General features: G+C 68.7%; 22 protein-coding genes. 9 read left to right on the top strand and 13 right to left on the bottom strand.

The genetic code is table 11. The annotated features are described in order from the left end of the window. Positions 1 to 19: 19 nt before the first annotated feature. Positions 20 to 904, bottom strand: coding sequence for an urea ABC transporter permease subunit UrtB (urtB, locus tag CSR00_RS08925; RefSeq protein ID WP_099022034.1), 885 nt, complete (start codon positions 902 to 904; stop codon positions 20 to 22). 11 nt (positions 905 to 915) lie between these two features. Beyond that, entirely contained in the window at positions 916 to 2,157 is a 1,242-nt protein-coding gene (urtA, locus tag CSR00_RS08930) for an urea ABC transporter substrate-binding protein (protein ID WP_176561974.1), read from the bottom strand. A gap of 311 nt (positions 2,158 to 2,468) precedes the next feature. Here urtA and CSR00_RS08935 point away from each other — a divergent pair, with 311 nt between their 5' ends. Then, positions 2,469 to 2,909 (top strand): Rv2576c family protein, encoded by a 441-nt coding sequence (locus CSR00_RS08935; protein WP_099022036.1) that lies wholly within the window; start codon positions 2,469 to 2,471, stop codon positions 2,907 to 2,909. Between the two features lie 57 nt (positions 2,910 to 2,966). On the opposite strand, the gene CSR00_RS08940 is transcribed toward CSR00_RS08935, so the two are convergent. After that, positions 2,967 to 3,854 carry a haloalkane dehalogenase gene (locus CSR00_RS08940; protein WP_099022037.1) on the bottom strand — a complete coding sequence of 296 codons (888 nt, stop codon included), beginning with the start codon at positions 3,852 to 3,854 and terminating at the stop codon, positions 2,967 to 2,969. Further along, entirely contained in the window at positions 3,851 to 4,480 is a 630-nt protein-coding gene (locus CSR00_RS08945) for a TetR/AcrR family transcriptional regulator (protein ID WP_176561975.1), read from the bottom strand. The genes CSR00_RS08940 and CSR00_RS08945 overlap by 4 nt, the downstream gene beginning before the upstream one ends. An 81-nt stretch (positions 4,481 to 4,561) precedes the next feature. Between CSR00_RS08945 and CSR00_RS08950 the strand changes: the two genes are divergently transcribed. Next, entirely contained in the window at positions 4,562 to 5,605 is a 1,044-nt protein-coding gene (locus CSR00_RS08950; RefSeq protein ID WP_099022095.1) for an Rv2578c family radical SAM protein, read from the top strand. Between the two features lie 33 nt (positions 5,606 to 5,638). On the opposite strand, the gene CSR00_RS08955 is transcribed toward CSR00_RS08950, so the two are convergent. The 5 genes from CSR00_RS08955 to CSR00_RS08975 form a co-directional block, all read right to left on the bottom strand. Beyond that, complete coding sequence (locus CSR00_RS08955; protein WP_099022039.1) at positions 5,639 to 6,064, bottom strand: nuclear transport factor 2 family protein; 426 nt, start codon at positions 6,062 to 6,064, stop codon at positions 5,639 to 5,641. A 139-nt stretch (positions 6,065 to 6,203) separates the two neighbouring features. Next, a complete protein-coding gene (locus CSR00_RS08960) occupies positions 6,204 to 7,457 on the bottom strand; it encodes an acyl-CoA dehydrogenase family protein (protein WP_099022040.1) in 1,254 nt (417 codons plus the stop codon). After that, positions 7,457 to 8,596 (bottom strand): acyl-CoA dehydrogenase family protein, encoded by a 1,140-nt coding sequence (locus tag CSR00_RS08965; protein ID WP_099022041.1) that lies wholly within the window; start codon positions 8,594 to 8,596, stop codon positions 7,457 to 7,459. The genes CSR00_RS08960 and CSR00_RS08965 overlap by 1 nt, the downstream gene beginning before the upstream one ends. A 91-nt stretch (positions 8,597 to 8,687) precedes the next feature. After that, the gene (locus CSR00_RS08970) at positions 8,688 to 9,917 is read right to left on the bottom strand and encodes an amidohydrolase family protein (protein WP_099022042.1); all 1,230 of its coding nucleotides are present in this window, start codon (positions 9,915 to 9,917) and stop codon (positions 8,688 to 8,690) included. Between the two features lie 130 nt (positions 9,918 to 10,047). Beyond that, complete coding sequence (locus CSR00_RS08975) at positions 10,048 to 10,602, bottom strand: TetR/AcrR family transcriptional regulator (RefSeq protein WP_245905913.1); 555 nt, start codon at positions 10,600 to 10,602, stop codon at positions 10,048 to 10,050. A gap of 220 nt (positions 10,603 to 10,822) precedes the next feature. Here CSR00_RS08975 and CSR00_RS08980 point away from each other — a divergent pair, with 220 nt between their 5' ends. Both CSR00_RS08980 and CSR00_RS08985 read left to right on the top strand, forming a co-directional pair. Next, a complete protein-coding gene (locus CSR00_RS08980) occupies positions 10,823 to 11,695 on the top strand; it encodes an LLM class flavin-dependent oxidoreductase (protein ID WP_099022044.1) in 873 nt (290 codons plus the stop codon). After that, on the top strand, positions 11,692 to 12,573 hold the full coding sequence (locus tag CSR00_RS08985; protein ID WP_099022045.1) for an acyl-CoA thioesterase: 882 nt from the start codon (positions 11,692 to 11,694) through the stop codon (positions 12,571 to 12,573). The genes CSR00_RS08980 and CSR00_RS08985 overlap by 4 nt, the downstream gene beginning before the upstream one ends. Before the next feature lie 32 nt (positions 12,574 to 12,605). Here CSR00_RS08985 and CSR00_RS08990 read toward each other — a convergent pair whose 3' ends face one another. Then, on the bottom strand, positions 12,606 to 14,033 hold the full coding sequence (locus CSR00_RS08990) for a DUF885 domain-containing protein (protein WP_099022046.1): 1,428 nt from the start codon (positions 14,031 to 14,033) through the stop codon (positions 12,606 to 12,608). Next, the gene (gene ypfJ, locus CSR00_RS08995; RefSeq protein ID WP_099022047.1) at positions 14,026 to 14,928 is read right to left on the bottom strand and encodes a KPN_02809 family neutral zinc metallopeptidase; all 903 of its coding nucleotides are present in this window, start codon (positions 14,926 to 14,928) and stop codon (positions 14,026 to 14,028) included. The genes CSR00_RS08990 and ypfJ overlap by 8 nt, the downstream gene beginning before the upstream one ends. A gap of 86 nt (positions 14,929 to 15,014) precedes the next feature. Here ypfJ and CSR00_RS09000 point away from each other — a divergent pair, with 86 nt between their 5' ends. Next, a complete protein-coding gene (locus CSR00_RS09000; protein ID WP_099022048.1) occupies positions 15,015 to 16,502 on the top strand; it encodes a carboxylesterase/lipase family protein in 1,488 nt (495 codons plus the stop codon). 34 nt (positions 16,503 to 16,536) lie between these two features. Here the strand turns inward: CSR00_RS09000 and CSR00_RS09005 are convergent, their stop codons facing one another. After that, positions 16,537 to 17,061 (bottom strand): SRPBCC family protein, encoded by a 525-nt coding sequence (locus CSR00_RS09005; protein ID WP_099022049.1) that lies wholly within the window; start codon positions 17,059 to 17,061, stop codon positions 16,537 to 16,539. A 126-nt stretch (positions 17,062 to 17,187) separates the two neighbouring features. On the opposite strand from CSR00_RS09005, the gene aspS reads away from it, so the two are divergent. The 3 genes from aspS to CSR00_RS09020 all read left to right on the top strand — a co-directional run bounded on the left by aspS (position 17,188) and on the right by CSR00_RS09020 (position 19,817). Next, positions 17,188 to 18,969: an aspartate--tRNA ligase gene (gene aspS, locus CSR00_RS09010; protein WP_099022050.1), complete on the top strand. Its 1,782-nt coding sequence runs from the start codon at positions 17,188 to 17,190 to the stop codon at positions 18,967 to 18,969. Positions 18,970 to 18,971: 2 nt separating this feature from the next. Beyond that, on the top strand, positions 18,972 to 19,418 hold the full coding sequence (locus tag CSR00_RS09015) for a nitroreductase/quinone reductase family protein (RefSeq protein WP_099022051.1): 447 nt from the start codon (positions 18,972 to 18,974) through the stop codon (positions 19,416 to 19,418). Positions 19,419 to 19,580: 162 nt separating this feature from the next. Continuing rightward, the gene (locus CSR00_RS09020) at positions 19,581 to 19,817 is read left to right on the top strand and encodes a hypothetical protein (protein ID WP_099022052.1); all 237 of its coding nucleotides are present in this window, start codon (positions 19,581 to 19,583) and stop codon (positions 19,815 to 19,817) included. A 17-nt stretch (positions 19,818 to 19,834) separates the two neighbouring features. On the opposite strand, the gene CSR00_RS09025 is transcribed toward CSR00_RS09020, so the two are convergent. Next, positions 19,835 to 21,031, bottom strand: coding sequence for a thiolase family protein (locus CSR00_RS09025; protein WP_099022053.1), 1,197 nt, complete (start codon positions 21,029 to 21,031; stop codon positions 19,835 to 19,837). 106 nt (positions 21,032 to 21,137) lie between these two features. On the opposite strand from CSR00_RS09025, the gene CSR00_RS09030 reads away from it, so the two are divergent. After that, positions 21,138 to 21,659, top strand: a complete 522-nt coding sequence (locus CSR00_RS09030; protein WP_099022054.1) for a winged helix-turn-helix transcriptional regulator — start codon at positions 21,138 to 21,140, stop codon at positions 21,657 to 21,659. The last annotated feature ends 91 nt before the right edge of the window (positions 21,660 to 21,750 follow it).

Raw genomic sequence — 21,750 nt, forward strand, 5'->3', positions numbered from 1 at the left:
GCTCCTCGCGTCCGCATACTCATACGAGACTCCTTGTGCGAACGGTGAACAGGCCCTGCGGACGGACCTGCAGGAAGATCACGATGATCACGAAGACGATCACCTTGGCCAGCGACGCGGTGGTGTTGTACTCGATGAACGAGTTCAAGAAGCCCAGCGCGAAGGCGGCGATGACCGTGCCCTTGATCTGGCCGAGGCCACCGACCACGACGACGAGGAACGCGTCGATGAGGTAGCTCTGCCCGATGGTCGGACTCGTCGAGCCGATCAACGTCAGTGCCACGCCGGCGACGCTGGCCAGACCCGAGCCGATGAAGAAGGTGGTGATGTCGGTTCTGCGGGAAGAGATGCCGCTGGTCTCGGCCAGATCGCGGTTCTGCACGACGGCACGGATCCGGCGTCCCATCGGGCTGGCCTTGAGCACCGCCGCCAGCACAGTCACGCAGGCGATCGCCAGGATCAGGATGAAGATACGGGTCTTGGGCACCACGGAGCCGAAGATCTCCACACCGCCGGACAACCAGGACGGCGCGACGACGTTGACCGCCGGTGCGCCGAAGATGTCGCGGGCCACCTGCTGCAGCACCAGCCCGACACCGAAGGTGACCAGCAGGGTGTCCAGCGGTCGGTCATACATCCGCTGGATCAGCGTCACCTCCAGCAGTACCCCGAGCAGGCCACCGACGATGAAGCCGACGACCAACGAAACCAGCAGTGACACACCGGCGCTCGATACGACCTGCTGCACCACGTAGGCGGTGTAGCAGCCGGCCATGATGAACTCGCCGTGCGCCATGTTGATGACGCCCATCTGCCCGAACGTCAGTGACAGACCTAGCGCAGCCAACAACAGGATTGAGCCGAGGCTCAATCCCGTTGTCAGCTGCCCGATAAGGACATCCATTTAATGGTCGCTCAGCTGGACAGGCCGGCGGCCCAGGGGTAGCCCTTGAGGTACGGGTCCGGCTCGATCGGACCGGCGGACTCCCACACCGTGTAGATCAGGCCGTCGGGCCGGATCTCGCCGATACGCGCGGTCTTGGTGATGTGGTTGTTGTCACCGTCGATGGTGACCAGGCCCTCCGGCGCGTTGAACTGCACTCCGCCGGCAGCCTCCTGAACATCCTTGGTGGCAAAGGAATTCGCCTTCTCCACGGTGTTCTTCCACAGGTACACCGACACGTAGGCGGCCTCCATGGGATCCGAGGTCGGCTTGTTCTGGCCGTAGGCGTCCTTGTAGGCCTTGACGAAGGCCTTGTTCTCCGGCGAATCGATGGTCTGGTAGTAGTCCCAGGCGACCAGCTGGCCGTCGATGTTCTGCACGCCGATGCCGCCGACCTCTTCCTCGGCGATCGACACCGACACGACCGGCATCTCCTGCGGGGTGAGCCCGACGTTCTTGTACTCACGGAAGAACGCGACGTTCGAGTCGCCGTTGAGGGTGTTGAACACGGCGTCGGCGTCGGCGGTGCGCACCTTGTTGACGATGGTGGAGAAGTCGGTGGATCCCAGCGGGGTGTAGTCCTCGCCCTTGATCTCGATGTCGTTGGCGTCCGCGTAGGCCTTGATGATGCGGTTGGCCGTCTGCGGGAACACGTAGTCACTACCGACCAGATAGAGCGACTTGACGCCCTTCTCCTTGAGGTAGTCCAGCGCCGGGACGATCTGCTGGTTGGTGGTGGCGCCGGTGTAGAAGATGTTGGGGGAGGACTCCAGGCCCTCGTACTGCACGGGGTAGTACAGCAGGGAGTTGTTGGACTCGAACACCGGGAGCATGGCCTTGCGGCTCGAGGAGGTCCAGCCGCCGAACACCGCGGCGACGCAGTCGCTGCTGATCAGTTTCTCGGCCTTCTCGGCGAACACGGTCGGCTCGGAGGCGCCGTCCTCGCCGATGAGGTCGATCTGCTTGCCCAGCACGCCGCCCTCGGCGTTGATCTGCTCGACGGCGAGCTTGATCGCGTCCCGGACGGTGACCTCGGAGATCGCCATGGTGCCCGACAACGAGTTGAGCGAGCCGACCTTGATGCTGTCGCCGGAAGTGTCCACGCACGACTCGCCGGAAGCCGCCTCGGTGTCACTGGCCTTGCTTCCGCAACCGCTGAGAACAAGGGCCGCGGCCACGACGAACCCGCCGGCTGCCAGCGCCTTCTTGCTCATGCTCTTTTTCTTCGAAGGACGATGGGTGCCCCGCGTTTCCTGCATCGGTAGCCTTCCTGATGAACTCTCAACAGCCCCCAGCTGATGTGCCCGAAGTGCGAAGTGCAGGGGGCCGAACGCACCCCGGTCGGGTGCCGAATCGGGACGTTAGATCTCCCGTGTTTCTGTGAGATATCTGTGTGTCACGAACACGTAACCTGTCAGATGGCCGGTATCCACCTCGCGGTTCTGGCAAACCCCCGATGCCGGCTCGGCAAACAGCTTCGGTGTCCGGCGGAGGCGACTGTAACGTTCCGGTAGCGTCGGCGGATATGACTGACATGGGAACAGCGACACGCAAGGTAGGCGCGGCGGTCGGGGCGTCACTGATGGTGGCCGCCGCGTCGGCGACGGTCGGTCAGGCGACCGCCCATGCCGAGCCGGACGGTCAGCAGGTGACGTACACGATCACCACCGCGGGCCCCGCGGAATTCGACCTCTTCTATCTGACGGCCCAGCCGCCCAGCAAGGACGCCTACAACGCCGACCCGTATTCCTACGTGAAGCGGGAGTCGGTCACCGTGGTTCCCGGCGCCCCGTGGGTGGTCAACACCACGCTGGCCGACCCGCAGTGGGCGATCCTCACGGTGAGCAGCACGACCCACGGCGGCCAGGCGGCACCCAACCCGCACTGTGAGATCGCGATCGACGGTCAGATCGCCGTGCAGCAGGACGGGCCGTACAACCTGCAGTGCCAGCTGGGGCAGTGGTGACCGAGCGGCGCGGCCGGTAACGGTTGCGCCTCGCGCCGGCGATGCCGCCCGCGTGTGTCACCCCGTGCGCAGGCCACTGACGAACTGCGCCAGTGCCGCGCCGATCTCGTCGGCGGAGTCCTCCTGGATGAAGTGTGAGCCCGCGACCGTGACCTCGGTCTGATTGGGCCAGGTCCGCACGAAGTCGAGGGCCCGGCCGTTGAGGATGGCGCCGGGCTCGGCGTTGACGAGCAGCTTGGGCACGTCGCTTCCGGCCAGCCAGCCGCCGTAGTCGGCCACGATCTCGACCACCTCCGCCGGTTCGCCCGCGATCGGGATGTCGCGCGGCCAGGACAGGGTGGGACGACGGTCCTCACCCGCGTTGCGGAAGGGCCGGCGATAGTGGTCCATCTCGGCCTCGTCGAGGGTCCGCAGCACCGAACCGGGCAGGATCGCCTCGACGAACAGGTTGTCCTCCAGCACCATCGATTCGCCGGCCGGTGACCGGAAGCCCTCGAACACCGGCCGCACCGGCTCGGGAAAGTCCGACCATTCGATCGGCATCACGATCGCCTCCATGTAGGCGATGCCCTGGACCCGGTCCGGGTTGTGCCGGGCCCACTCGAACCCCAGCGCCGAACCCCAGTCGTGCAGGACCAGCACCACCCGGTCCCCGAGGTCGAGGGAGTCCCACAGCGCGAACAGGTAGTCGCGCTGTTCGGTGTAGTGGTAGCGGTCGGGCCCGGAGTCGTCGAGCTTGTCGGAGGCGCCCATCCCGATCAGGTCGCAGGCCACCAGCCTGCCGTGGCCCTGCAGATGTGGCATCACGTTTCGCCACAGGTACGACGATGTCGGGTTGCCGTGCGCGAAGACGATCGCGTCGCCTTCGCCCTCGTCGACATAGGCCATCTGCTTGCCGGCGACGGTCTTGTACTTGAGCGTGCCGTACGGCGCCGAACCGGTCATCGATCCTCCTCGGTGGTGGATGCCTCCGCGAGTGTCGCGGCGGCCTGACGCGCAACCCGCAGGATGCGCGTGGAGAACTCCTCGTCGGGCACGGCCCGCGCCAGGGCCAGCCCACCGACGCAGACGGCCATCAGGGCGATGGCGTCATCGGTGTGTGTGTCGGTGTGTGACTCGTCGGTGTGTGTGCCGTCGGGGTCCCCGCAGATCGCGGCCAGCGAGGTCCGCAGCTCGCGCTCGAACCCGGCTCGAAACTCCTCGCTGGCGTGGGCTGCCTCCGAACCGAGCGCCGCGAACCCGCAGCCGTTCGCGCGATCGTCGCGGTGCTCGGAGGTCAGGTACCGCTCGGCGAGCGCGTGCAGCCGAGATCGCCAGGATTCCCCCCGGCGGGGGGTGATCCAGCGGGCGCGCCCGGCGTCCAGGGCGTGGGCGAAGGCCGCGCCGGTGAGCTGGTCCTTACTGGCGAAATGGGCGTAGAACGCCCCGTGGGTCAATCCGGCCTCGGCCATCACCGGGGCGATGGCCGTGCCGTCGAGGCCCTTCAGGCGCAGCCGCTGCGCCGCGACGTCGAGGATGCGTTCACGGGAGGCGCGCTTGTTGGCGGCGCGGACGGTCGATCGCCTTCGCATGATGCCCATCATACAAATTTGCATGACGAGCGACATACGAATCTCACTTGACCACCCTGCGAACGTATGTTCGAATCGATCATGCGCTGGGCCGGCCAGAGTCTCGACGTCGACGACGGAGCGCTACCCGGGTTGGCCCGCGTCGGATTCGTGCGCAGTGTGCGCACCCCGCAATTCGAGGGCATGACCTTCCACGAAGTGCTGTGCAAGTCGGCGCTGAACAAGATCCCGGCGTCGGCCGCGCTGCCGTTCCGCTACACCGTCAACGGATACCGGGGGTGCTCCCACGCCTGCCGCTACTGCTTCGCCCGGCCCACCCACGAGTACCTGGACCTGGACTGTGGAACGGACTTCGACACCCAGGTGGTGGTCAAGACGAACGTGGTCGAGGTGCTCCGGCGCGAACTCCGGCGCCCGTCCTGGCAACGTGAGACGGTTGCGCTGGGCACCAACACCGACCCCTATCAGCGGGCCGAAGGCCGCTATGCGCTGATGCCCGGCATCATCGAGGCGCTGGCCGGGTCCGGCACGCCCTTGTCGATTCTCACCAAGGGGACCCTGCTGCGGCGGGACCTGCCGCTGCTGGCCCGGGCGGCCGAGCGGGTGCCGGTGTCCGTCGCGGTGTCGCTGGCCGTCGCCGATGCCGATCTGCACCGCACGGTGGAGCCGGGCACGCCGAGCCCGGAGGCCCGGCTCGGATTGATCTCGGCGGTCCGCGAGGCCGGGCTGGGCTGTCACGTGATGGTGGCGCCGGTGCTGCCCTATCTGACCGACTCGCCCGAGCACCTCGACGCCCTGCTGGGTCGCATCGCCGCCGCCGGGGGATCGGGCGCGACGGTGTTCGGCCTGCATCTGCGCGGGTCCACCCGGGGGTGGTTCATGTCCTGGCTGGCCCGGACCCATCCGGACCTGGTCGGCAGCTACCGCCGGTTGTACCGCCGAGGTGCCTACCTGCCCGCCGACTACCGCGACACGTTGCGCCGCAGGGTGGTGCCCCTGCTGGCCGCCCACGGCCTCGCCGGTGGGCAGCGGACGCCGGCCCTGCCGGTCCCGGCCCATGACCGCGGTCCGCTTCCGGCAGACGCCGAGCCGGGCCCCATGGTGGAGCAGGCGACGTTGTTCTGATCCGGCTCAGGTCCCGCCCGATCAGGCGTGCGCTCAGCCTTGAGCGTCCTGGCTGAACTCCATCACGTCCAGGTTCCAGTAGCCGCGCATGTTGGCGATCAGTCCCTCGTCGTTGACCCGATACGTGAACACGCCTCGTACCGTGCTGCGCAGGCCACCCTCGAATGCGCTGCGCAACACCAGGATATGGGCCACCTCGTCGGGCGAGCTGGACGGAAAGGTCTCCTCACAGGTGATGCGGAGATTGTTGTGGGCGATATTGGTGTCGTAGAACGCCGCGACGGCCTCCTTACCGCGGACGCCGGTGCCGTCGGGATTGGTGACGGCCTTGCCGATGGGATCCTCGATGACGACATCGTCGGCCATCAGGGCCAGCCAGGCCGCGCGGTCGTGGGCCTGCACGGCCCGCCACGAACCCTGTGAGGCGGCCAGCGCGGGTGAGACATCGGTGGCGGTCATGGGGTACTCCCTCGCATCGTTGCGGTAGGTGTCGCGGTGGGTGTCGCGGTGGGTAAGAACGAGCCCTACCCTAGCGAGTGCGACCCTGGCGAGTGCGACGGCGCGATCCGGGGGCGCGATCCGAGCTGCCGGGCCCGCTTCAGCGACCGCGTTTCACCTGATTGAACGGCACGCCGCGGTCGGCGGCGTACTCGCGGGGGAAGCCCAGCACCCGCTCGCTGATCACGTTGCGCGCCATCTCGGTGCTACCGCCGCCCAGCGACGCGGTCTGGCGGGACAGATAGCGTTCGCCCACGCCGATCAGACCGTTGCCCTCGTCGACGACCCCTGCGGTGCCGGCGATCGCCAGCGCGGTGTCGACCTCAAGCTCGGTCTGCACGGCGTGAAACAGCCGGATCAGTGTTCCACCCGTCGGCGGCAGCGAACCGTTGTTGACGGCGTGGAACACGTGCTCGTTGAGTTGGTCGCGGACCGCGCGATGGACCAGCGCCCGCCCGGCCAGTTCCTGCACCCGCGGATCACCGGCCTGCCCGGTCGCCACGGCCAGCGCCGCGAAGTCCGCCGGATTCTCCGACTCGTTCTCGGCGCCGGCCCCACTGGCGAACTCCGAGCCGCCGCCGACCGCGCGGCGCTCGTGATAGAGCTGGCGCGAGGCGACCGCCCAGCCCCCGTTGACCTCGCCGACCACAGCGTCGTCGCCGAGCACGAGGCCGTCGAAGAACTCCTCGCAGAACTCCTCGGAACCATCCACCTGCTTGATTCGCCGCATGGTGATCCCGGGGCTCTTGATCGGCACCAGGAACATGGTCAGGCCCTCGTGCTTGGGCACCGTCCAGTCGGTGCGGGCCAGCATCAGACCGTAGTCACCCGCGAACGCGCTGGTACTCCACGTCTTGGCGCCGTTGATCACCCAGGTGTCGCCCTGCCGGTCGGCCCGGGTGATCACCCCGGCCAGGTCGGAGCCGCCGTTGGGCTCCGACAGCAGCTGCACCAGGACCTCGTCGCCCCGCAGCGCGGCGCCGATGCGCGCGCGCTTCTGTTCTTCGCTTCCCATATCCAGGATGGTCGCCGCGCAGATGGTGAGACTGGGGGTATTGAGGATCAGCGGCATCTCGTACTTGGCGGATTCGACGTCGAACGCCCTCTGGTACTCGAGCGGGAGGCCGAGGCCGCCGTACTCCCGCGGGAAGCAGATGCCGGCGAACCCGCCTTCCCACAACAGTTTCTGGAGTTCACGGGCCCGCAGCCAGGAGGGCTCGCCGCCACGGTCGGCGAACGGCGGGTTCTCCGGGTCGATGCGCGGCATGTTGTCGGCGAGCCACGCCCGTGCCCTCGCCGCGAATTCGGCGACCGATTCCGTGATCTCGGCGGGGGCCGGAGTCGTCTCGGTCATCAGACACCTTCCAATTCGTAGCTGCGGCGGAACACGGCGGCATTGTGTTCTTCGGGTGTACCGAACATCGAGCGATACAGCGCGATTCGGCGCAGGTAGAGGTGCAGGTCGTGCTCCCAGGTGACGCCGATGCCGCCGTGCAGCTGCACGCACTGCTGCAATGCCACCGGTGTGTACTCGCCCACATAGGACTTGGCGATGCTCACGGTCAGGTCGGCATCGGCGGTGCGCTGACCCACCGCGGCGACCGCCGCCGTGGTGGTGGCCCGACACGCCTCCAGCCACATCTTCATGTCGGCGAACTTGTGCTTGAGCGCCTGGTAGGACGCCAGGGGCCGGCCGAACGTATGTCGATCGTGGGCCCACTGCACCGTCATCGCGAAGACGGTCTCGAAGATCCCGACCGACTCGGCGCATTGCAGCACCTGGGCGATCTGGGTCTGGCGATCGATCAGCGCCGGGGTCTGCCCGGGGCTGCCGACGAGAGCGGACGCGTCGACCTCGACACCGTTGAAATGCACCCGTGCGTAGCGCTTGACCATGTCGATCGAGCGCTGCGGCTCGACGGTGACGCCGGAGGCGTCGGTGCCGACCAGGAACTGCCCGATCCCGTCGCCGGTATCGGCGGTGACCAGCAGCACCGAGCTCTCGGCGCCGGCTTCGACGCGGTCCTTGACTCCGTCGATGCGATATCCGGACCCGGTCGGCGTGGCCGTCACGGCGGCCTCCAGCGGTGCCCACCGCCGGTTCGGTTCGTAGACCGCCCACGATGCGACGACCTCGCCCGACACCAGCGCCTCGATGGTCGGCAGGTGTGTCTTGGCGTTGTCGGCATCGGCGAGCCCGGCCAGCACGGTGCTGACCGGATGCAGCGGCCCCGGGGCGACGGTGCGGCCGATGAGCCCGGCCACCAGCGCCAGGTCGGCGACCCCGTCTCCGGATACGCTGCCACCGCCGAGCTCCTCGGGAACCAGCAGGCTCGCCCAGCCCAGCTCTGCCGCCCTGGACCACCACTCGGGTTCGAAAGACGTTCCCTCGGAGTGCAGTTCGCGAACGCGGCTCAGAGAGGCTTCCTTGCCCAGGAACGACTGGGTCGTGGACGCGAACAGGATCTGCTCGGGGGAGTCGGCGTCGGTCATGAGTTCAGTAAAGCCTCTTCACGCTAAAGACCCTCCCGCGGGGGGCGTGTCGGTGTTCCGGCAGGCCCCCCGCGCGAGGGTGAGTGGTCGGTCAGGCGAGGACGAGCTCGGGCACGTCGGGCTTGTGGACGGCCTTGTTGGGGACCTTGAACAGATCGACAAGGTTGCCGCCCATGACCTTTCGCTGTTCCTCTTCGTTGAGGCCCTGAGCCTGCAGGTCGTCGACGAGCTTGACCGGGTCGGCCAGGCCCTCCGGGTGCGGCCAGTCTGAACCGAAGATGATCCGGTCCATGCCGATCAGGTCGCCCATTTTCTTGAAATCGTCCTCCCAGAACGGCGCCACGTACACGCCGCGCTTGAACGCCTCGATCGGGTCCTCGGGGAACTCCTGCGGCATCTTCATGAAGACGTCTTTGAACTGGTAGAACAGGTAGGGAACCCAGGACGCGCCGTTCTCGATCGACAGGATGCGCAGGTCCGGATTGCGGGTCAGCGCGCCGTGGCAGACCAGGGCGGCCATGGTGTCCTCGATCGGGCGCTTGCCCATCGCGACCATCCGGAACGCCGTGGGCTTGAACGGCAGGAACTCGTCGGCGGGCTCCCAGTCGTTGAGGTACTGGGCGTAGCCGCTGTCCGAGGCGTGCATGCAGACCGGGATCCCGGCCTTGACGCAGGCATCCCAGAAGGGGTCGAATTCGGGCAGGCCCAGCGAGCGGGTGCCGCGGTAGCCGGGCACCGGGGCCGGACGCACCAGCACCGTCTTGGCGCCGCGTTCCAGGCACCACTCGAGCTCTTCCAGGGCGCGGTCGACGACGCTGAGGTTGATCACCGGCGTGGAGAAGATGCGGCCCTGGTAGTCGAACTGCCAGGTCTCGTACATCCACTGGTTGAGCGCGTGGATGATGTCGAGGATCAGATCCGGATCGTCCTTCATGCGCTCCTCGACCAGGCTGGCCAGCGTCGGGAACATGATGGTGTAGTCCAGGCCCAGGCTGTCGAGCACCTCGAGGCGGGCCTCGGGATTGCGGAACGCGGGGATGGCCTTCATCGGCTTGCCCATCACCTCGCGGTAGCTCTTGCCGCCGCTGCCGTGCTTGAAGTACTCCTCCTGGGCGCCGGGACGCGCGACCACCTCGAAGGTGGGGTTGGGGATGTAGTCGCTGATGTGGTTGCGCACCACGATCTTGGTGCGTCCGTGCACGTCGATGTAGTCGATGACGCCCTTGCGGTGCTCCGGCAGGAACTGGGTCAGGGCTTCCTTGGGCTCGTAGAAGTGGTTATCCGCGTCGAACACCGGATAGTCGAGGTGGCGTGAGGGCATGTTGTGCCTCCTGATACGTCGTGTGACATCACGCGGTAACGGCATTACCGCTTCAGTGGTAATGACATTACCACGGCGGGTCGGCGACACGCCAGAGCCGCAGGGCGCTCGTTATACGACCAGTTCAGGGCTAGTTTTTGTGGATCCCGCGGACGCAGAAGGCGTACAGGTGGGCGCTGTCGATGGGAACCCCGTTGAGCTCGGCGCCGAGCTCCCGTAGTCGCAGGGCGCCCAACACGGTCTGCATGAGGATCGCGGCATCGGTCGCGACGTCGAGGTCGGCGCGGAACTCACCCTCGGCGATACCCCGGCGCAGGATGTCGACGACCAGGCCGTGCAGCGGCGCCAGCACCCGGGCGAACTCCTTGGGCCGGGTCTCCAGCAGGTGGTCGTTGTAGTAGGTCAGGCCGCGGTTGATGCTGTCCTGGGTGGTCGACTCCGCGGGCGCGCCGATCCGGTCGATCAGCCGGCGCAGCGCGGCGCCGCTGGACAGCCCCGTGGTCTCGGCGCGCCAGCGGTCGGTGGCGTCGACCATGATCTTGGCGACCAGGGCCAGCAGCAGTTCGTCCTTGGTGGCGAAGTGCTGGTAGAACGCCCGCAGCGAGGTCTTGGACCGCTCCACGACCTCCAGCACGGTGAAATCGGTGCGGCCGGTCTCGCCGAGGATCGCCAGCGCCGAGCGCATGAAGCTCTGCGCGCGCGCCTCGGATCGCGTCTTGGCGGACTCGGGCGCGGAATCCCCCTGCGGCTGCCGCGAACCGGCTCCGCTGGGCTTGGACATGGCGCACCCCTGACACTCGCGCGCGGGTGACCCCCGCGCTTCGGTGCACGAGGGTACCGCTCGATCGCCGTGCTGTGCGAGCGTCTAGCGCAAGGGTTACCCCGAGCGCTACTGTCTTGGACCCATGGCCGTCGAGTGGTTCCTGTTCCTGCCGCAGGTGCGAATGGGCATCGATGACGTCCTCGTGCGCGCTCGCGGCGCGGAGGCCGCCGGCTTCGACGGCATCGCATTCATCGACCACCTCGAGCCTCCCGGCGCCACCCACCAAAGCATCTGGGAGGCAATGACTGTCGCGACGTGGGTGGCCGCGCACACCGAACGGCTGCGGATCGGGCACCTCGTGTTGTGCGACGCGTTCCGGCATCCGGCGGTGCTGGCCAAGCAGGCGGTGACGTTGGCCGAGTGTTCGGGTGGCCGATTCGAACTCGGACTGGGCTCGGGTTCCTGGCCAGCCGAGTTCGCCCGGTTCGGGATCGCCGACGGGGACGATGCGAAGGCCCGCGCCCGCAGGCTGGCCGCGGACGTCGTCGCGATCCGGCGCTACTGGGGTTGTGAGGGCCCGGCCGAGGAGTCCCAGCAACCGCAGCCGTCTCAACGCATTCCGCTGGTGCTGGGTGGGACCGGCAGGACGACGCTGCGGTTGGCCCGCGAATACGCGGACTGGTGGAACATCCCCTCGCATCAGCTCGACAAGCTCGATTCGCTGCTGCCCGAGGTGGGCCCGGCGAAGGTGTCGATGCAGCAGATGGTGGCACTGGTGGCCAGGGGCGCCGACCGAGACCAGGTGACCGACGTCAGTACCCGCCGTTTCGGGCATCTGGGATCGGGACTGGTGTGCGGCGACGCCGACGAACTGGTGCGGCACTTCGGTGCGCTGGCCGACAAGGGCGTGCGGCGCTTCTATGTGTGGTTCGCCGACTTCGCGGCGCCAGAGACCCTGGCCGAATTCGCGGACACGGTAATCAAAGTCGTCAGACCAGAAGGGGAACGAGTGTGACCACCGAATCAAACCAGTCCGTCTGGACCGTACAGAGTCTGCTGGACCTGTTCGATGTCTCGCCGATCGGCGAGGACCGGTTCGCCGCCGAGACCGGTCCGGCCGGCGAGGACGAACGTCAGGTGGTGGAGGGCACCCAGGTGCTGGCGCAGTCCATCGTCGCGCTCGCCAAGCGGTTTCCGGACAAGTCGGTGCGCTCGGTGCACGCGGTCTTCAGCCGCGCGGTAATGGTCGGTGCCCCCGTCGAGCTGGTCATCGACGTCGCCCACGAGGGGCGTTCGACCGCCACGGCGGTGGTCACCGCGCTGCAGAACGGCAAACGCTGCATCACCGTCACCGCACTGGCCGACGTGCCGACCGCGGACGTCATCGCCCACCATCTCGCGCGTCCTCAGGTCGCCGCGCCCGGTGACGCCTTCGTCTCGGACATGCCGATGACGGGGCGTCAGGTCCGGGTGGTCGACGTCGTCGACGTCAACAGTCCCGACGAGGTCGGCCCGCCGGAACTGCACGCCTGGCTGCACTACGAACCGATCCCGGAGCGGGAGGATCTGGCCAAGGCGCTCGTGGCATATTTCACTGGGCACCTTGGTATTTCGACGACAATGCGGGCCCACGAGGGTATCGGGACCAGCCAGGCGCACCTGACGGTGTCGACGGCGCCGATGACCGTCACCGTCAGCTTCCACGAGCCGGTGAGCTGGGAAGGCTGGCTGTTGTACTCGCATGAGAGCACCCAGGTCGGTGCGGGGATGTCCTACGTGCGCGGCACCGTCCACACCGAGGAGGGGGCCCTGATCGCGTCGTTCGCGCAGGAGGGGCTGATCCGACCGCTACGCACCTCCGACACCTCCATCGCCGCCCAGTCCAGGCTCTGAGCCCGGCCGGCGGCGACGGGCGTGCCCGGGCGCTACGCCGTCGCCGGCCCCCGCGGCGTCATCACGGAGATCAGGACGTCCAACGGCAGGCCGCCGAGGTCGAGGGCCCGGGCGTGGAACTCCTTCAGGCCCATCCCGGCACCCACGACCTCGTCGCGCAGGCCGCGCCAGATCCGTTGGCCCACCGCGTAGGAGGGCGCCTGACCGGGCCAGCCCAGGTAGCGGTCCAGTTCGAAGCGCAGGTTGTCCTCGGCCATGGCCGAATGCGTGGTCAGGAACTCCCAGGCGCGCGCGGCGTCCCAGGTCCCGCCGTCGGGGGCCGTCTTGCGGGTGTGCAGGCCGATGTCGATGACGACCCGGGCTGCCCGGAAGCGTTGTGCGTCAAGCATTCCCATTCGTGCACCGTCATCGTCGAGCCAGCCGAGCTCGGCCATCAGTCGTTCGGCGTACAGCGCCCAGCCCTCGCCGTGACCGGACACCCAGCAGGCCAGCCGCCGCCAGCGGTTGAGTCGGTCGGCGAGCATCACCGCACGGCCGATCTGCAGGTGGTGGCCCGGCACTCCCTCGTGGAAGACGGTGGTGGTCTCCCGCCAGGTGTGGAAGGTCTCCACGCCCGGCGGCACCGACCACCACATCCGGCCGGGGCGGCTGAAGTCCTCGGACGGCCCGGTGTAGTAGATGCCGCCGGTCTGGGTCGGCGCGATCCGGCATTCCAGTCGCTGCAACTGGTCCGGGATGTCGAAGTGGTCACGGGCCAGCGCGGCCACGGCGCGGTCGGAGAGGTCCTGCATCCAATGCTGCAGGGCCTCGGTGCCCACGACGACGTAGCTCGGTTCGGAGTCCAGGCGCCGCAGTGCCTCGGCGACGGTGGCGCCGGGGTAGCGCCGGGCGGCGATCGACTCCTGTTCGGCCACGATCTTATGCAGCTGTTGCAGGCCCCAGTCGTAGGTTTCGTCCAGGTCGATCCGGCTGCCCAGGAACGCCCGTGAGAAAAGCCGGTATTCGTCGCGGCCGCGCAGTGCCGCGACGTAGCCGTCCACCCGGGCCGGTACCCGGGCCAGCCGCGCGGCGACCACAGCCCAGTCGTCGTCGGTGTCGGTGGCCATCAGATCGAACACGTCGCGCATCGTCTGCAGCGGCGAGGCGATCACGTTGAGCTCGCCGAGATCCAGGCCGGCCTCGTGCAGCTCCACCGCGACGCCGAGGCGCTCGCGCATGGCGGCCACGGTCACGACGTCCACGTCGTCGGCGGGCCCGGTGCGGTCCAGCTCGCGCAGGGCGGCGCGGGCGGCGTCGGCGCGCGCGGCGACACCGGCGGGGGAGTAGTCGGTCAGTTCACGGTTGTAGTCGGTGTCGCGGCCGACGATGCCGAGTTCGGTTGCTGCGCAGGGATCCAGTTCGGCCAATGTGTCCAGGTAGCGCTCGGCGACGGCGTCTACCGCTGTCCGTGCCCTAGCCAAGATTCGCGGCGCGGTAGGTGTCGCATTGTTCGGGATCGCCGCTCTGATAGCCGACGGTGAACCAGTGCTGGCGCTGGGCCGAGGAGCCGTGGGTCCACGATTCGGGGTTGACCCGCCCCGTCGCCTCCCGCTGGATGCGGTCGTCGCCGACCGAAGACGCCGCCGACAGCGCGTCCTGGATGTCCTTGTCGCTCAGCGGTTCCAGAAATGTCACATCGGTTCCCGGTTGCTTGGTGATGGCGGCGTAGTGGGCCCACACCCCGGCGTAGCAGTCGGCCTGGAGTTCGGTGCGCACGCTGTTGCCGTCGGCGCCCTGCGGTCCGCGCTGAGCCTTGGCGAGGTCACCGAGCAGATTCTGCACGTGATGACCGTACTCGTGGGCGACCACATACTCCTGGGCCAGCGGCCCGCCACTGGAGCCGAACTGATCCTGCAGGACGGCGAAGAAATCGGTGTCGAAGTAGGCGGTCTGGTCACCGGGGCAGTAGAACGGCCCGACCTCGGTGGTCGCCGGACCGCACGCGGTGTTCACCTGACCCTTGAACAGCCGCAGACCGGGACGGGTGTAGCCGGGCAGCAGTTGGCTCCAGACCCCGTCGACGGAGTTGCCGGTGGCGATGATCCGGCATTCGAGGATCTCGTTGGCGTCCTTGCCGGTACGGCACTGGCTGACGTCGAAGGCCCCCGTCTGCTGGCCCGCCTGCGTCCCGGGGGGCTCGACGCCCTGCTGGTTCATCACGTCACCGGGGTCGACCCCGAAGAAGAGCGCGACCAGCAGGATCACCAGGCCGCCGACGCCGCCGCCGATCGCCACCCCGCGCCCGCCGCGGAAGCCGCCACCGCCGCTGGTCGACGTGGTGCTGGTGTCGATCCGCATCCCTTCGTTGAAGGTCATCGGTGTTCTCCGTCCGCGTCCTGATCCGGTCCCCGGCCGGCGGGCCGGTTCCCCGACCGGTACAGCTTTGCACATACCATTCAGGGGTGGCCGCCGTTGTCGAGGATGCGCGGACGGTGCACACGCCCTCCGGCGTCCTGCGGGGCACGACCGAGGGCGGGGTCGCCGTCTGGCGTGGGATCCCCTATGCCGAACAGCCGCTGGGTCAGCGCAGGTTTCTGGCACCGGCCCCGCCGCGGCCCTGGACTGGGGTGCGCGACGCGATCGAACACGGCCCGCTTCCGCCGCAGGGCCGCTCCTTCGTGGGCGGCGGGCGCGACGACCCCAAGATCCGCGACGAAGCCTGCCTGACGGTCACTGTGTGGTCACCCGACCCGGCTGGTTCGCTTCCGGTCATGGTCTGGGTGCCCGGCGGGGCCTTCGTCTACGGCGCCGGGCAGCTGCAGCTCTACAACGGCTCCCGGCTGGCCGCCAACGGCGGGGTGGTGGTCGTTAACGTCACCTACCGCATCGGGGTGTTCGGCGGTTTCGAGCTCGGCTCACTGGGCGAGGGATTCGACGACAACCTGTGTCTGCGCGACCAGTTGGCCGCGCTGCGCTGGGTGCAGGAGAACATCGCCTCGTTCGGCGGCGACCCGGGCCGGGTCACCGTCTTCGGGGAGTCCGCCGGGGCCACCTCGGTGCTGGCCCTGTTGGCCAGCCCGGCGGCCCGCGGTCTGTTTCACCGGGCCATCGCACAGAGCCCGGCGCTGCCGCTGATCGCCGACTACGACAGCAGGGCCGAGCAGGCGCAACGCTTCCTGGCGGAAGTGCGCGCGCGCCCCGAGGAGCTCAAGGAGCTGCCGCAGCGGCGGCTGCGCCGCGCCGCGGGTCTGCTGCAGCTGCGCAGCGTGGCGACCACACCGACACTGGCCTACGGCCTGACATACGGGGTAGACCTGCTGCCGTACCACCCCATCGAGGCCGCGCGCGAGGCGGCGGTCTCGCCGACGCCGCTGATCGTCGGCACCAACAGCCACGAGGCGTCGATGTTCGCCTGGTCGAAACCGCCGATGCTGCCCACGACACAGCCCATCATCGAGAGCTTCTTCGCGCGCCACGGCGGGGCCGAGGAGCAGGAACGGGTGTTGGCGGCCTATCCGGGCTATCCGCGGCGGCGGACCCTGATCGCCATCGGCTCCGACGCCATGTTCGGGGCGCCCACCTGGGCGTTCGCCGATGCCTACAGCGCGCTCGCCCCGACCTACGTATACCGTTTCGACCACGCCACCTGGACGTTGCGGGCGCTGGGCCTGGGTGCCACCCACGGCAGCGAGATCGTGCACATCCAGCACAGCTACGGCTCGTTCCTGGGGCGCAAGCTGCACCCGCTGGGGCGTGCGGTACCGCCGTCGGTGGGGCGCCGGATGCAGCGCACCTGGCTGCATTTCGCCACCGATTCCCAGCCGCTTCCGGACTGGCCACGCTATGACGGTGTGCGCCGCGCCACCCGGATCATCCGCACCACGCGCGACGTGACGGTGCAGGACCCGGACTCGGTGCGCCGCACGGCCTGGGAGGGGCTGAGCAGCTAGCCGACCGGCATGCGCCGGCCGGCTCGGCCCGCGGCTACGGCGAAATCGCCGGAGAATCGCCGGCGAACCGTTCGTCGGTGTAGCGGCGCAGGTTGTGCAGGAAGCGCTGGAACAGCCAGGCCATTACGGGCCGGCCCAGGAACATGCCGATGCCGCCGGCCGTCCCGCGGGGTTTCAGCGCCATCACCCAGGTCAGGTGACAACCGCTCGGCGTCTCGCGCACCCGGTAGTCCTCGGCGAAGGCCGCGACACTTCCGGTGGTGGCCCGGTTGAACCGAAACGCCATGTGGGAGAAGGGTTCCCAGGCCAGAAACTCCTCGTCGCCGGTGATCCGGCCGCGCATGTCGACGGTGCGGGTGGTTCCCACGCCGCGGGGCAGGGGGCTGGTCCAGGTCACGTTGGTGATCACCGTGGCCCACCGCGGCCAGGACTCGGCGTCGCAGAGCACCTCGAAGAGCTGCTCCGGGGTGATGGCCAGGTCGACGGTGCTGACGAAGCGGTACGGCGCGCTGTCGATGAAGCCCAGGTCGACGCGTTCACAGGGGTGCCATGTGGCCATCTCGTCCTCCGTTGGTCACTAGACACTTTATGGCATGTGTTCACCGGGTGATCGGCACGGTCGGGCCGCTGCACCGGCCCCTTTACACTGATCAGTCGATCCCGCCCCCGCGAAGAGGAGTTCTCGTTGCTGCGCACCCGCACCGCCGGTTCGCTGCGCGCCACCGACGCCGGCCAGACAGTGACTCTGGCCGGATGGGTGGCGCGCCGGCGTGATCACGGCGGCGTCATCTTCATCGACCTTCGCGACGCCACCGGTGTGGCCCAGGTGGTGTTCCGTGAGGGCCTCGAGGAAGGCGAGTTCCTGGCCCAGGCCCACCGGTTGCGCGCCGAGTTCTGCGTCGCCGTCGAGGGGGTCGTGGAGACCCGCCCGGAGGGCAACGCCAACCCCGAGATCGCCACCGGTGACATCGAGGTCAACGCCACTAGGTTGACGGTGCTGGGCGACAGTGCGCCGCTGCCGTTCCAGCTCGACGAGACCGCGGGCGAGGAGGCCCGGCTCAAGTACCGCTACCTCGACCTGCGCCGGGAGGGGCCGGGCAACGCGATCCGGCTGCGGTCCAAGGTCAACGCCGCGGCGCGCGCCGTGCTGGCCGAGCACGATTTCCTCGAGATCGAGACCCCGACGCTGACCCGCTCGACTCCGGAGGGGGCGCGGGACTTCCTGGTGCCCGCCCGGCTGCAGCCGGGTTCCTTCTACGCTCTGCCGCAGAGTCCCCAGCTGTTCAAGCAGCTGCTCATGGTGGCGGGCATGGAACGCTACTACCAGATCGCGCGGTGCTACCGAGACGAGGACTTCCGCGCCGACCGCCAGCCCGAGTTCACCCAGCTGGACATGGAGATGAGTTTCGTCGACGCCGACGACGTCATCGCGGTGTCCGAGCAGGTGCTCAAGGCGCTGTGGGCGCTGATCGGCCACGAGCTGACCCTGCCGCTGCCGCGGATCAGCTATGCCGACGCGATGCGCCGGTTCGGCACCGACAAGCCCGACCTGCGGTTCGGTCTGGAGCTGGTGGAGTGCACCGACTACTTCTCCGAGACCCCGTTCCGGGTCTTCCAGGCCCCCTACGTGGGCGCGGTGGTCATGCCCGGCGGCGCGTCGCAGCCCCGCCGCACACTGGACGGTTGGCAGGACTTCGCCAAGCAGCGCGGCCACAAGGGGCTGGCCTACGTCCTGGTGAACGAGGACGGCACCCTGGGCGGGCCGGTCGCCAAGAACCTGTCCGACGCCGAGCGTGCCGGGCTTCCCGCCCACGTGGGCGCCGCACCCGGGGACTGCGTGTTCTTCTCGGCGGGGCCCGCCAAGTCCGCGCGCGCCCTGCTGGGCGCCACCCGCATCGAGGTCGCCAAACGCCTCGACATGATCGATCCCGACGCGTGGGCGCTGACCTGGGTGGTGGACTGGCCGTTGTTCGAACCGGCCGACGAGGCCACCGCCTCCGGTGACGTCGCGGTCGGTTCTGGTGCGTGGACGGCGGTCCACCATGCGTTCACCGCGCCCAAGCCGGCATCGGAGTCGACGTTCGACACCGATCCCGGTTCGGCGTTGGCCGACGCCTACGACATCGTGTGCAACGGCAACGAGATCGGCGGGGGGTCGATCCGCATCCACCGGCGCGACGTGCAGGAACGAGTGTTCGCGATGATGGGCATCGATCACGACGAAGCCCAGGAGAAGTTCGGATTCCTGTTGGACGCCTTCATGTTCGGGGCGCCTCCGCACGGCGGGATCGCGTTCGGCTGGGACCGCATCACCGCGCTGCTGGCCGGCGAGGAGTCGATCCGCGAGGTCATCGCGTTCCCGAAGACCGGCGGCGGGGTCGACCCGCTGACCGAGGCGCCGGCCCCGATCACCGAACAGCAGCGCAAGGAATCCGGAATAGATGCGCGCCCGGAGCAGTCACAGTAGGTGTGACGTCATCGGATACCGCATCGCCCAATAGCTTCAACGACGCCATCGTCGCCGAGTTCCGTGGGAACGGGGGCCGGGTGGGCGGCCGGTTCGAGGGGGCGAGCCTGCTGCTGTTGCACACCACCGGCGCCCGGTCGGGCCGGGCGCGGCTCTCGCCGCTGGCCCATCTGACGATCGACGGCAGGATGCTCATCATCGGCTCCTACGCCGGTGCGCCCAAGGACCCCGCCTGGGTGCACAACCTGCGCGCCGACCCACGCGCGCACGTCGAGGTGGCCACCCCGGCGGGCATCGCGGTCTATGACGTCACCGCCCGCGAACTGCCCGCCGCCGAACGTGACGCGCTGTATCCCCGCATCACCGAGGTGGCGCCGGCGTTCGCCGAGTATCGATCGAAGACCACCCGGGTGATCCCGTTGTTCGAGCTGACCCGTTGTTCGAGCTGACCCGGTGTTAGCCGCGCCGGCTCTCGGGTTTGACATCCCCCGGACCGAGGGTAGTAAGGAAGCTGGTCGGGGTCGATCGGCTTCGTCATCGCCGGCGCGGGTGCCAGCAGGTACTTCCGCGCCGGGGTGGGCGACTGCCCGCGAGGGTGAGAGGAGACCGCTGTGAAGCTCAAGAGGATCGCCGGGGCGTCGACGGTCGCCGCGGCGCTCGGTGCCGCGCTGCTGGGTCTCGGTGTCGGCACGGCCCAGGCCGACGATCACCTGCCCTGGGATCCCTGGGGGCCGGGGAGCCACTGGGTGGATGCGAAACCGGCTCCGGGCCAGGTGCAGAAGCTATGCCCGTGGCAGTCGCCGCCGGGGCACTGGATCGGCGGACCGCACGGGATTCCGTGCACCTGACTGGCGTGTGACCGCCGCTAGAGACGTTCGATGATGGTGGCGTTGGCCATGCCGCCGCCTTCGCACATGGTCTGCAGCCCGTAGCGCCCGTCACGCTGCCGCAGCGCGTTGACCAGGGTGGTCATGATGCGCGTGCCGCTGGCCCCCAGCGGGTGGCCCAGCGCGACGGCGCCGCCGTTGACGTTGGTGCGTTCCAGATCGGCTCCGGTGTCGCGGGCCCAGGACAGCACCACCGGTGCGAACGCCTCGTTGACCTCGAACAGGTCGATGTCGGCGAGGCTCAGCCCCGAACGGGCCAGCACCTTGCCGGTGGCCGGGATCACGCCGGTGAGCATGTACAGCGGGTCCGACCCCACCACGGCGGTGGTGTGGATGCGGGCCAACGGCTGCAGGCCCAGGCGGCGGGCGGCCGCACCGCTGGCGATCATCACCGCCGCACTGCCGTCGGACAGCGGCGACGAGTTGCCGGGGGTGATCCGCCAACCGATCTGCGGAAACCGTGCCCCCAGGGCCTCGTCGCGGAAAGCGGGCCGCAGGCCGGCCAGGGTCTCGACGGTGGTGCCGGGCCGGATGCCCTCGTCGACGGACAGGCCGGCGATCGGGGCCACCTCGTCGTCGAACCGGCCCTCCTTGGTCGCCGCGGCGGCCTTCTCGTGGCTGGCGGCGGAGAACTCGTCGAGTTCGGTGCGCGACAGGTCCCACTTCGCCGCGATCAGCTCGGCGCTGACGCCCTGGGGGACCAGCCCCTCGGGGTAGCGTCCGGCCATGCCCGCGCCGAACGGATCCGAGCCGGGCAGCACCGAGGAGCCCATCGGGACCCGGCTCATCGACTCCACCCCGGCGGCGATGACGACGTCGTAGGCGCCGGCCAGGACCCCCTGGGCGGCGAAGCTGATGGCCTGCTGGCTGCTGCCGCACTGGCGGTCCACGGTGGTGCCGGGCACCGTCTCGGGGAAGCCCGCGCCCAGCAGCGCGTTGCGGGCGATGTTGACGGCCTGGTCGCCGACCTGCGTGACCGCGCCCGCGATGACGTCGTCGACCTGGCCCGGGTCCACGCCGGCGCGGTGTACGACCTCGCGCAGGCTGTGTGCCAGCAGGTCGGCCGGCAGCACGCCGTGCAGGGCGCCGCCGGGCTTGCCCTTGCCGACGGGCGTACGCACGGCGGCGACGATGACGGCATCGCGGTCGGAGTAACCGACGCTCGAACTGGCCATTGCTGTCCTCCAGACACTCAGCACTGAGTATTGTTATCTGTACTCAGATATACCACCTGGGTACAGCTAGGTATAGTCAGAACAACGCAGAAGTGAGGCGGATTACATGTCGCATCCGGCGGGGGTCCTGCAGGGGCCGCTGACCGACCGGGACGCCTGGTCGGCGGTCGGCGAATGCCCGATCGAGAAAACCATGGCCGTGGCGGGCACCAAGTCGGCGATGCTCATCATGCGGGAGGCCTACTACGGCACCACCCGGTTCGACGACTTCGCGCGGCGCGTCGGCATCACCAAGGCCGCCACCTCGGCGCGGCTGGCCGAACTGGTCGACGCCGGACTGTTGTGCAAGCAGCCCTACCGCGAGCCGGGACAGCGGGTGCGCGACGAGTACGTGCTGACCCAGGCCGGCGTGGACTTCATGCCGGTGGTGTGGTCGATGTTCCAGTGGGGCCGCTCGCACCTGCCCAACAACGGCAGGCTGAGGCTGACCCACCGCGGATGCGGGGCCGAGGCCCGGGTCCAGATCGTCTGCGACGAGGGCCACCAGGTGCCGTTGGACGAACTGGGCATGCGGTTGGTCAAGAGCACCCCGCCCGGGAACGCCCCGGCGGAGCACACCCGCGGTTGACGCCGGCCCGCCGACGCCGCGGGATCGATCACCCGGTGCCCCGTGACGCGCCGCTGAACTCGTGCGATGCGATCGTCTGTCCGTTGTGATG

The sequence above is a fragment of the Mycolicibacterium palauense genome (genome assembly GCF_002592005.1).
In the GTDB taxonomy this organism is placed as follows: domain Bacteria; phylum Actinomycetota; class Actinomycetes; order Mycobacteriales; family Mycobacteriaceae; genus Mycobacterium; species Mycobacterium palauense.

Coding starts and splice junctions, on each gene's coding strand:
- CSR00_RS09030 (WP_099022054.1), top strand. CDS start 21,138: ATGTCGCATCCGGCGGGGGTCCTGCAGGGGCCGCTGACCGACCGGGAC.
- CSR00_RS08960 (WP_099022040.1), bottom strand. CDS start 7,457: ATGACCGAGACGACTCCGGCCCCCGCCGAGATCACGGAATCGGTCGCC.
- CSR00_RS08935 (WP_099022036.1), top strand. CDS start 2,469: ATGACTGACATGGGAACAGCGACACGCAAGGTAGGCGCGGCGGTCGGG.
- CSR00_RS08945 (WP_176561975.1), bottom strand. CDS start 4,480: ATGCGAAGGCGATCGACCGTCCGCGCCGCCAACAAGCGCGCCTCCCGT.
- ypfJ (WP_099022047.1), bottom strand. CDS start 14,928: ATGACCTTCAACGAAGGGATGCGGATCGACACCAGCACCACGTCGACC.
- CSR00_RS08950 (WP_099022095.1), top strand. CDS start 4,562: ATGCGCTGGGCCGGCCAGAGTCTCGACGTCGACGACGGAGCGCTACCC.
- CSR00_RS09005 (WP_099022049.1), bottom strand. CDS start 17,061: ATGGCCACATGGCACCCCTGTGAACGCGTCGACCTGGGCTTCATCGAC.
- CSR00_RS09025 (WP_099022053.1), bottom strand. CDS start 21,031: ATGGCCAGTTCGAGCGTCGGTTACTCCGACCGCGATGCCGTCATCGTC.
- CSR00_RS08970 (WP_099022042.1), bottom strand. CDS start 9,917: ATGCCCTCACGCCACCTCGACTATCCGGTGTTCGACGCGGATAACCAC.
- urtA (WP_176561974.1), bottom strand. CDS start 2,157: ATGAGCAAGAAGGCGCTGGCAGCCGGCGGGTTCGTCGTGGCCGCGGCC.
- CSR00_RS08980 (WP_099022044.1), top strand. CDS start 10,823: ATGGCCGTCGAGTGGTTCCTGTTCCTGCCGCAGGTGCGAATGGGCATC.
- CSR00_RS08955 (WP_099022039.1), bottom strand. CDS start 6,064: ATGACCGCCACCGATGTCTCACCCGCGCTGGCCGCCTCACAGGGTTCG.
- urtB (WP_099022034.1), bottom strand. CDS start 904: ATGGATGTCCTTATCGGGCAGCTGACAACGGGATTGAGCCTCGGCTCA.
- CSR00_RS08940 (WP_099022037.1), bottom strand. CDS start 3,854: ATGACCGGTTCGGCGCCGTACGGCACGCTCAAGTACAAGACCGTCGCC.
- CSR00_RS08965 (WP_099022041.1), bottom strand. CDS start 8,596: ATGACCGACGCCGACTCCCCCGAGCAGATCCTGTTCGCGTCCACGACC.
- CSR00_RS08975 (WP_245905913.1), bottom strand. CDS start 10,602: ATGCGCTCGGCGCTGGCGATCCTCGGCGAGACCGGCCGCACCGATTTC.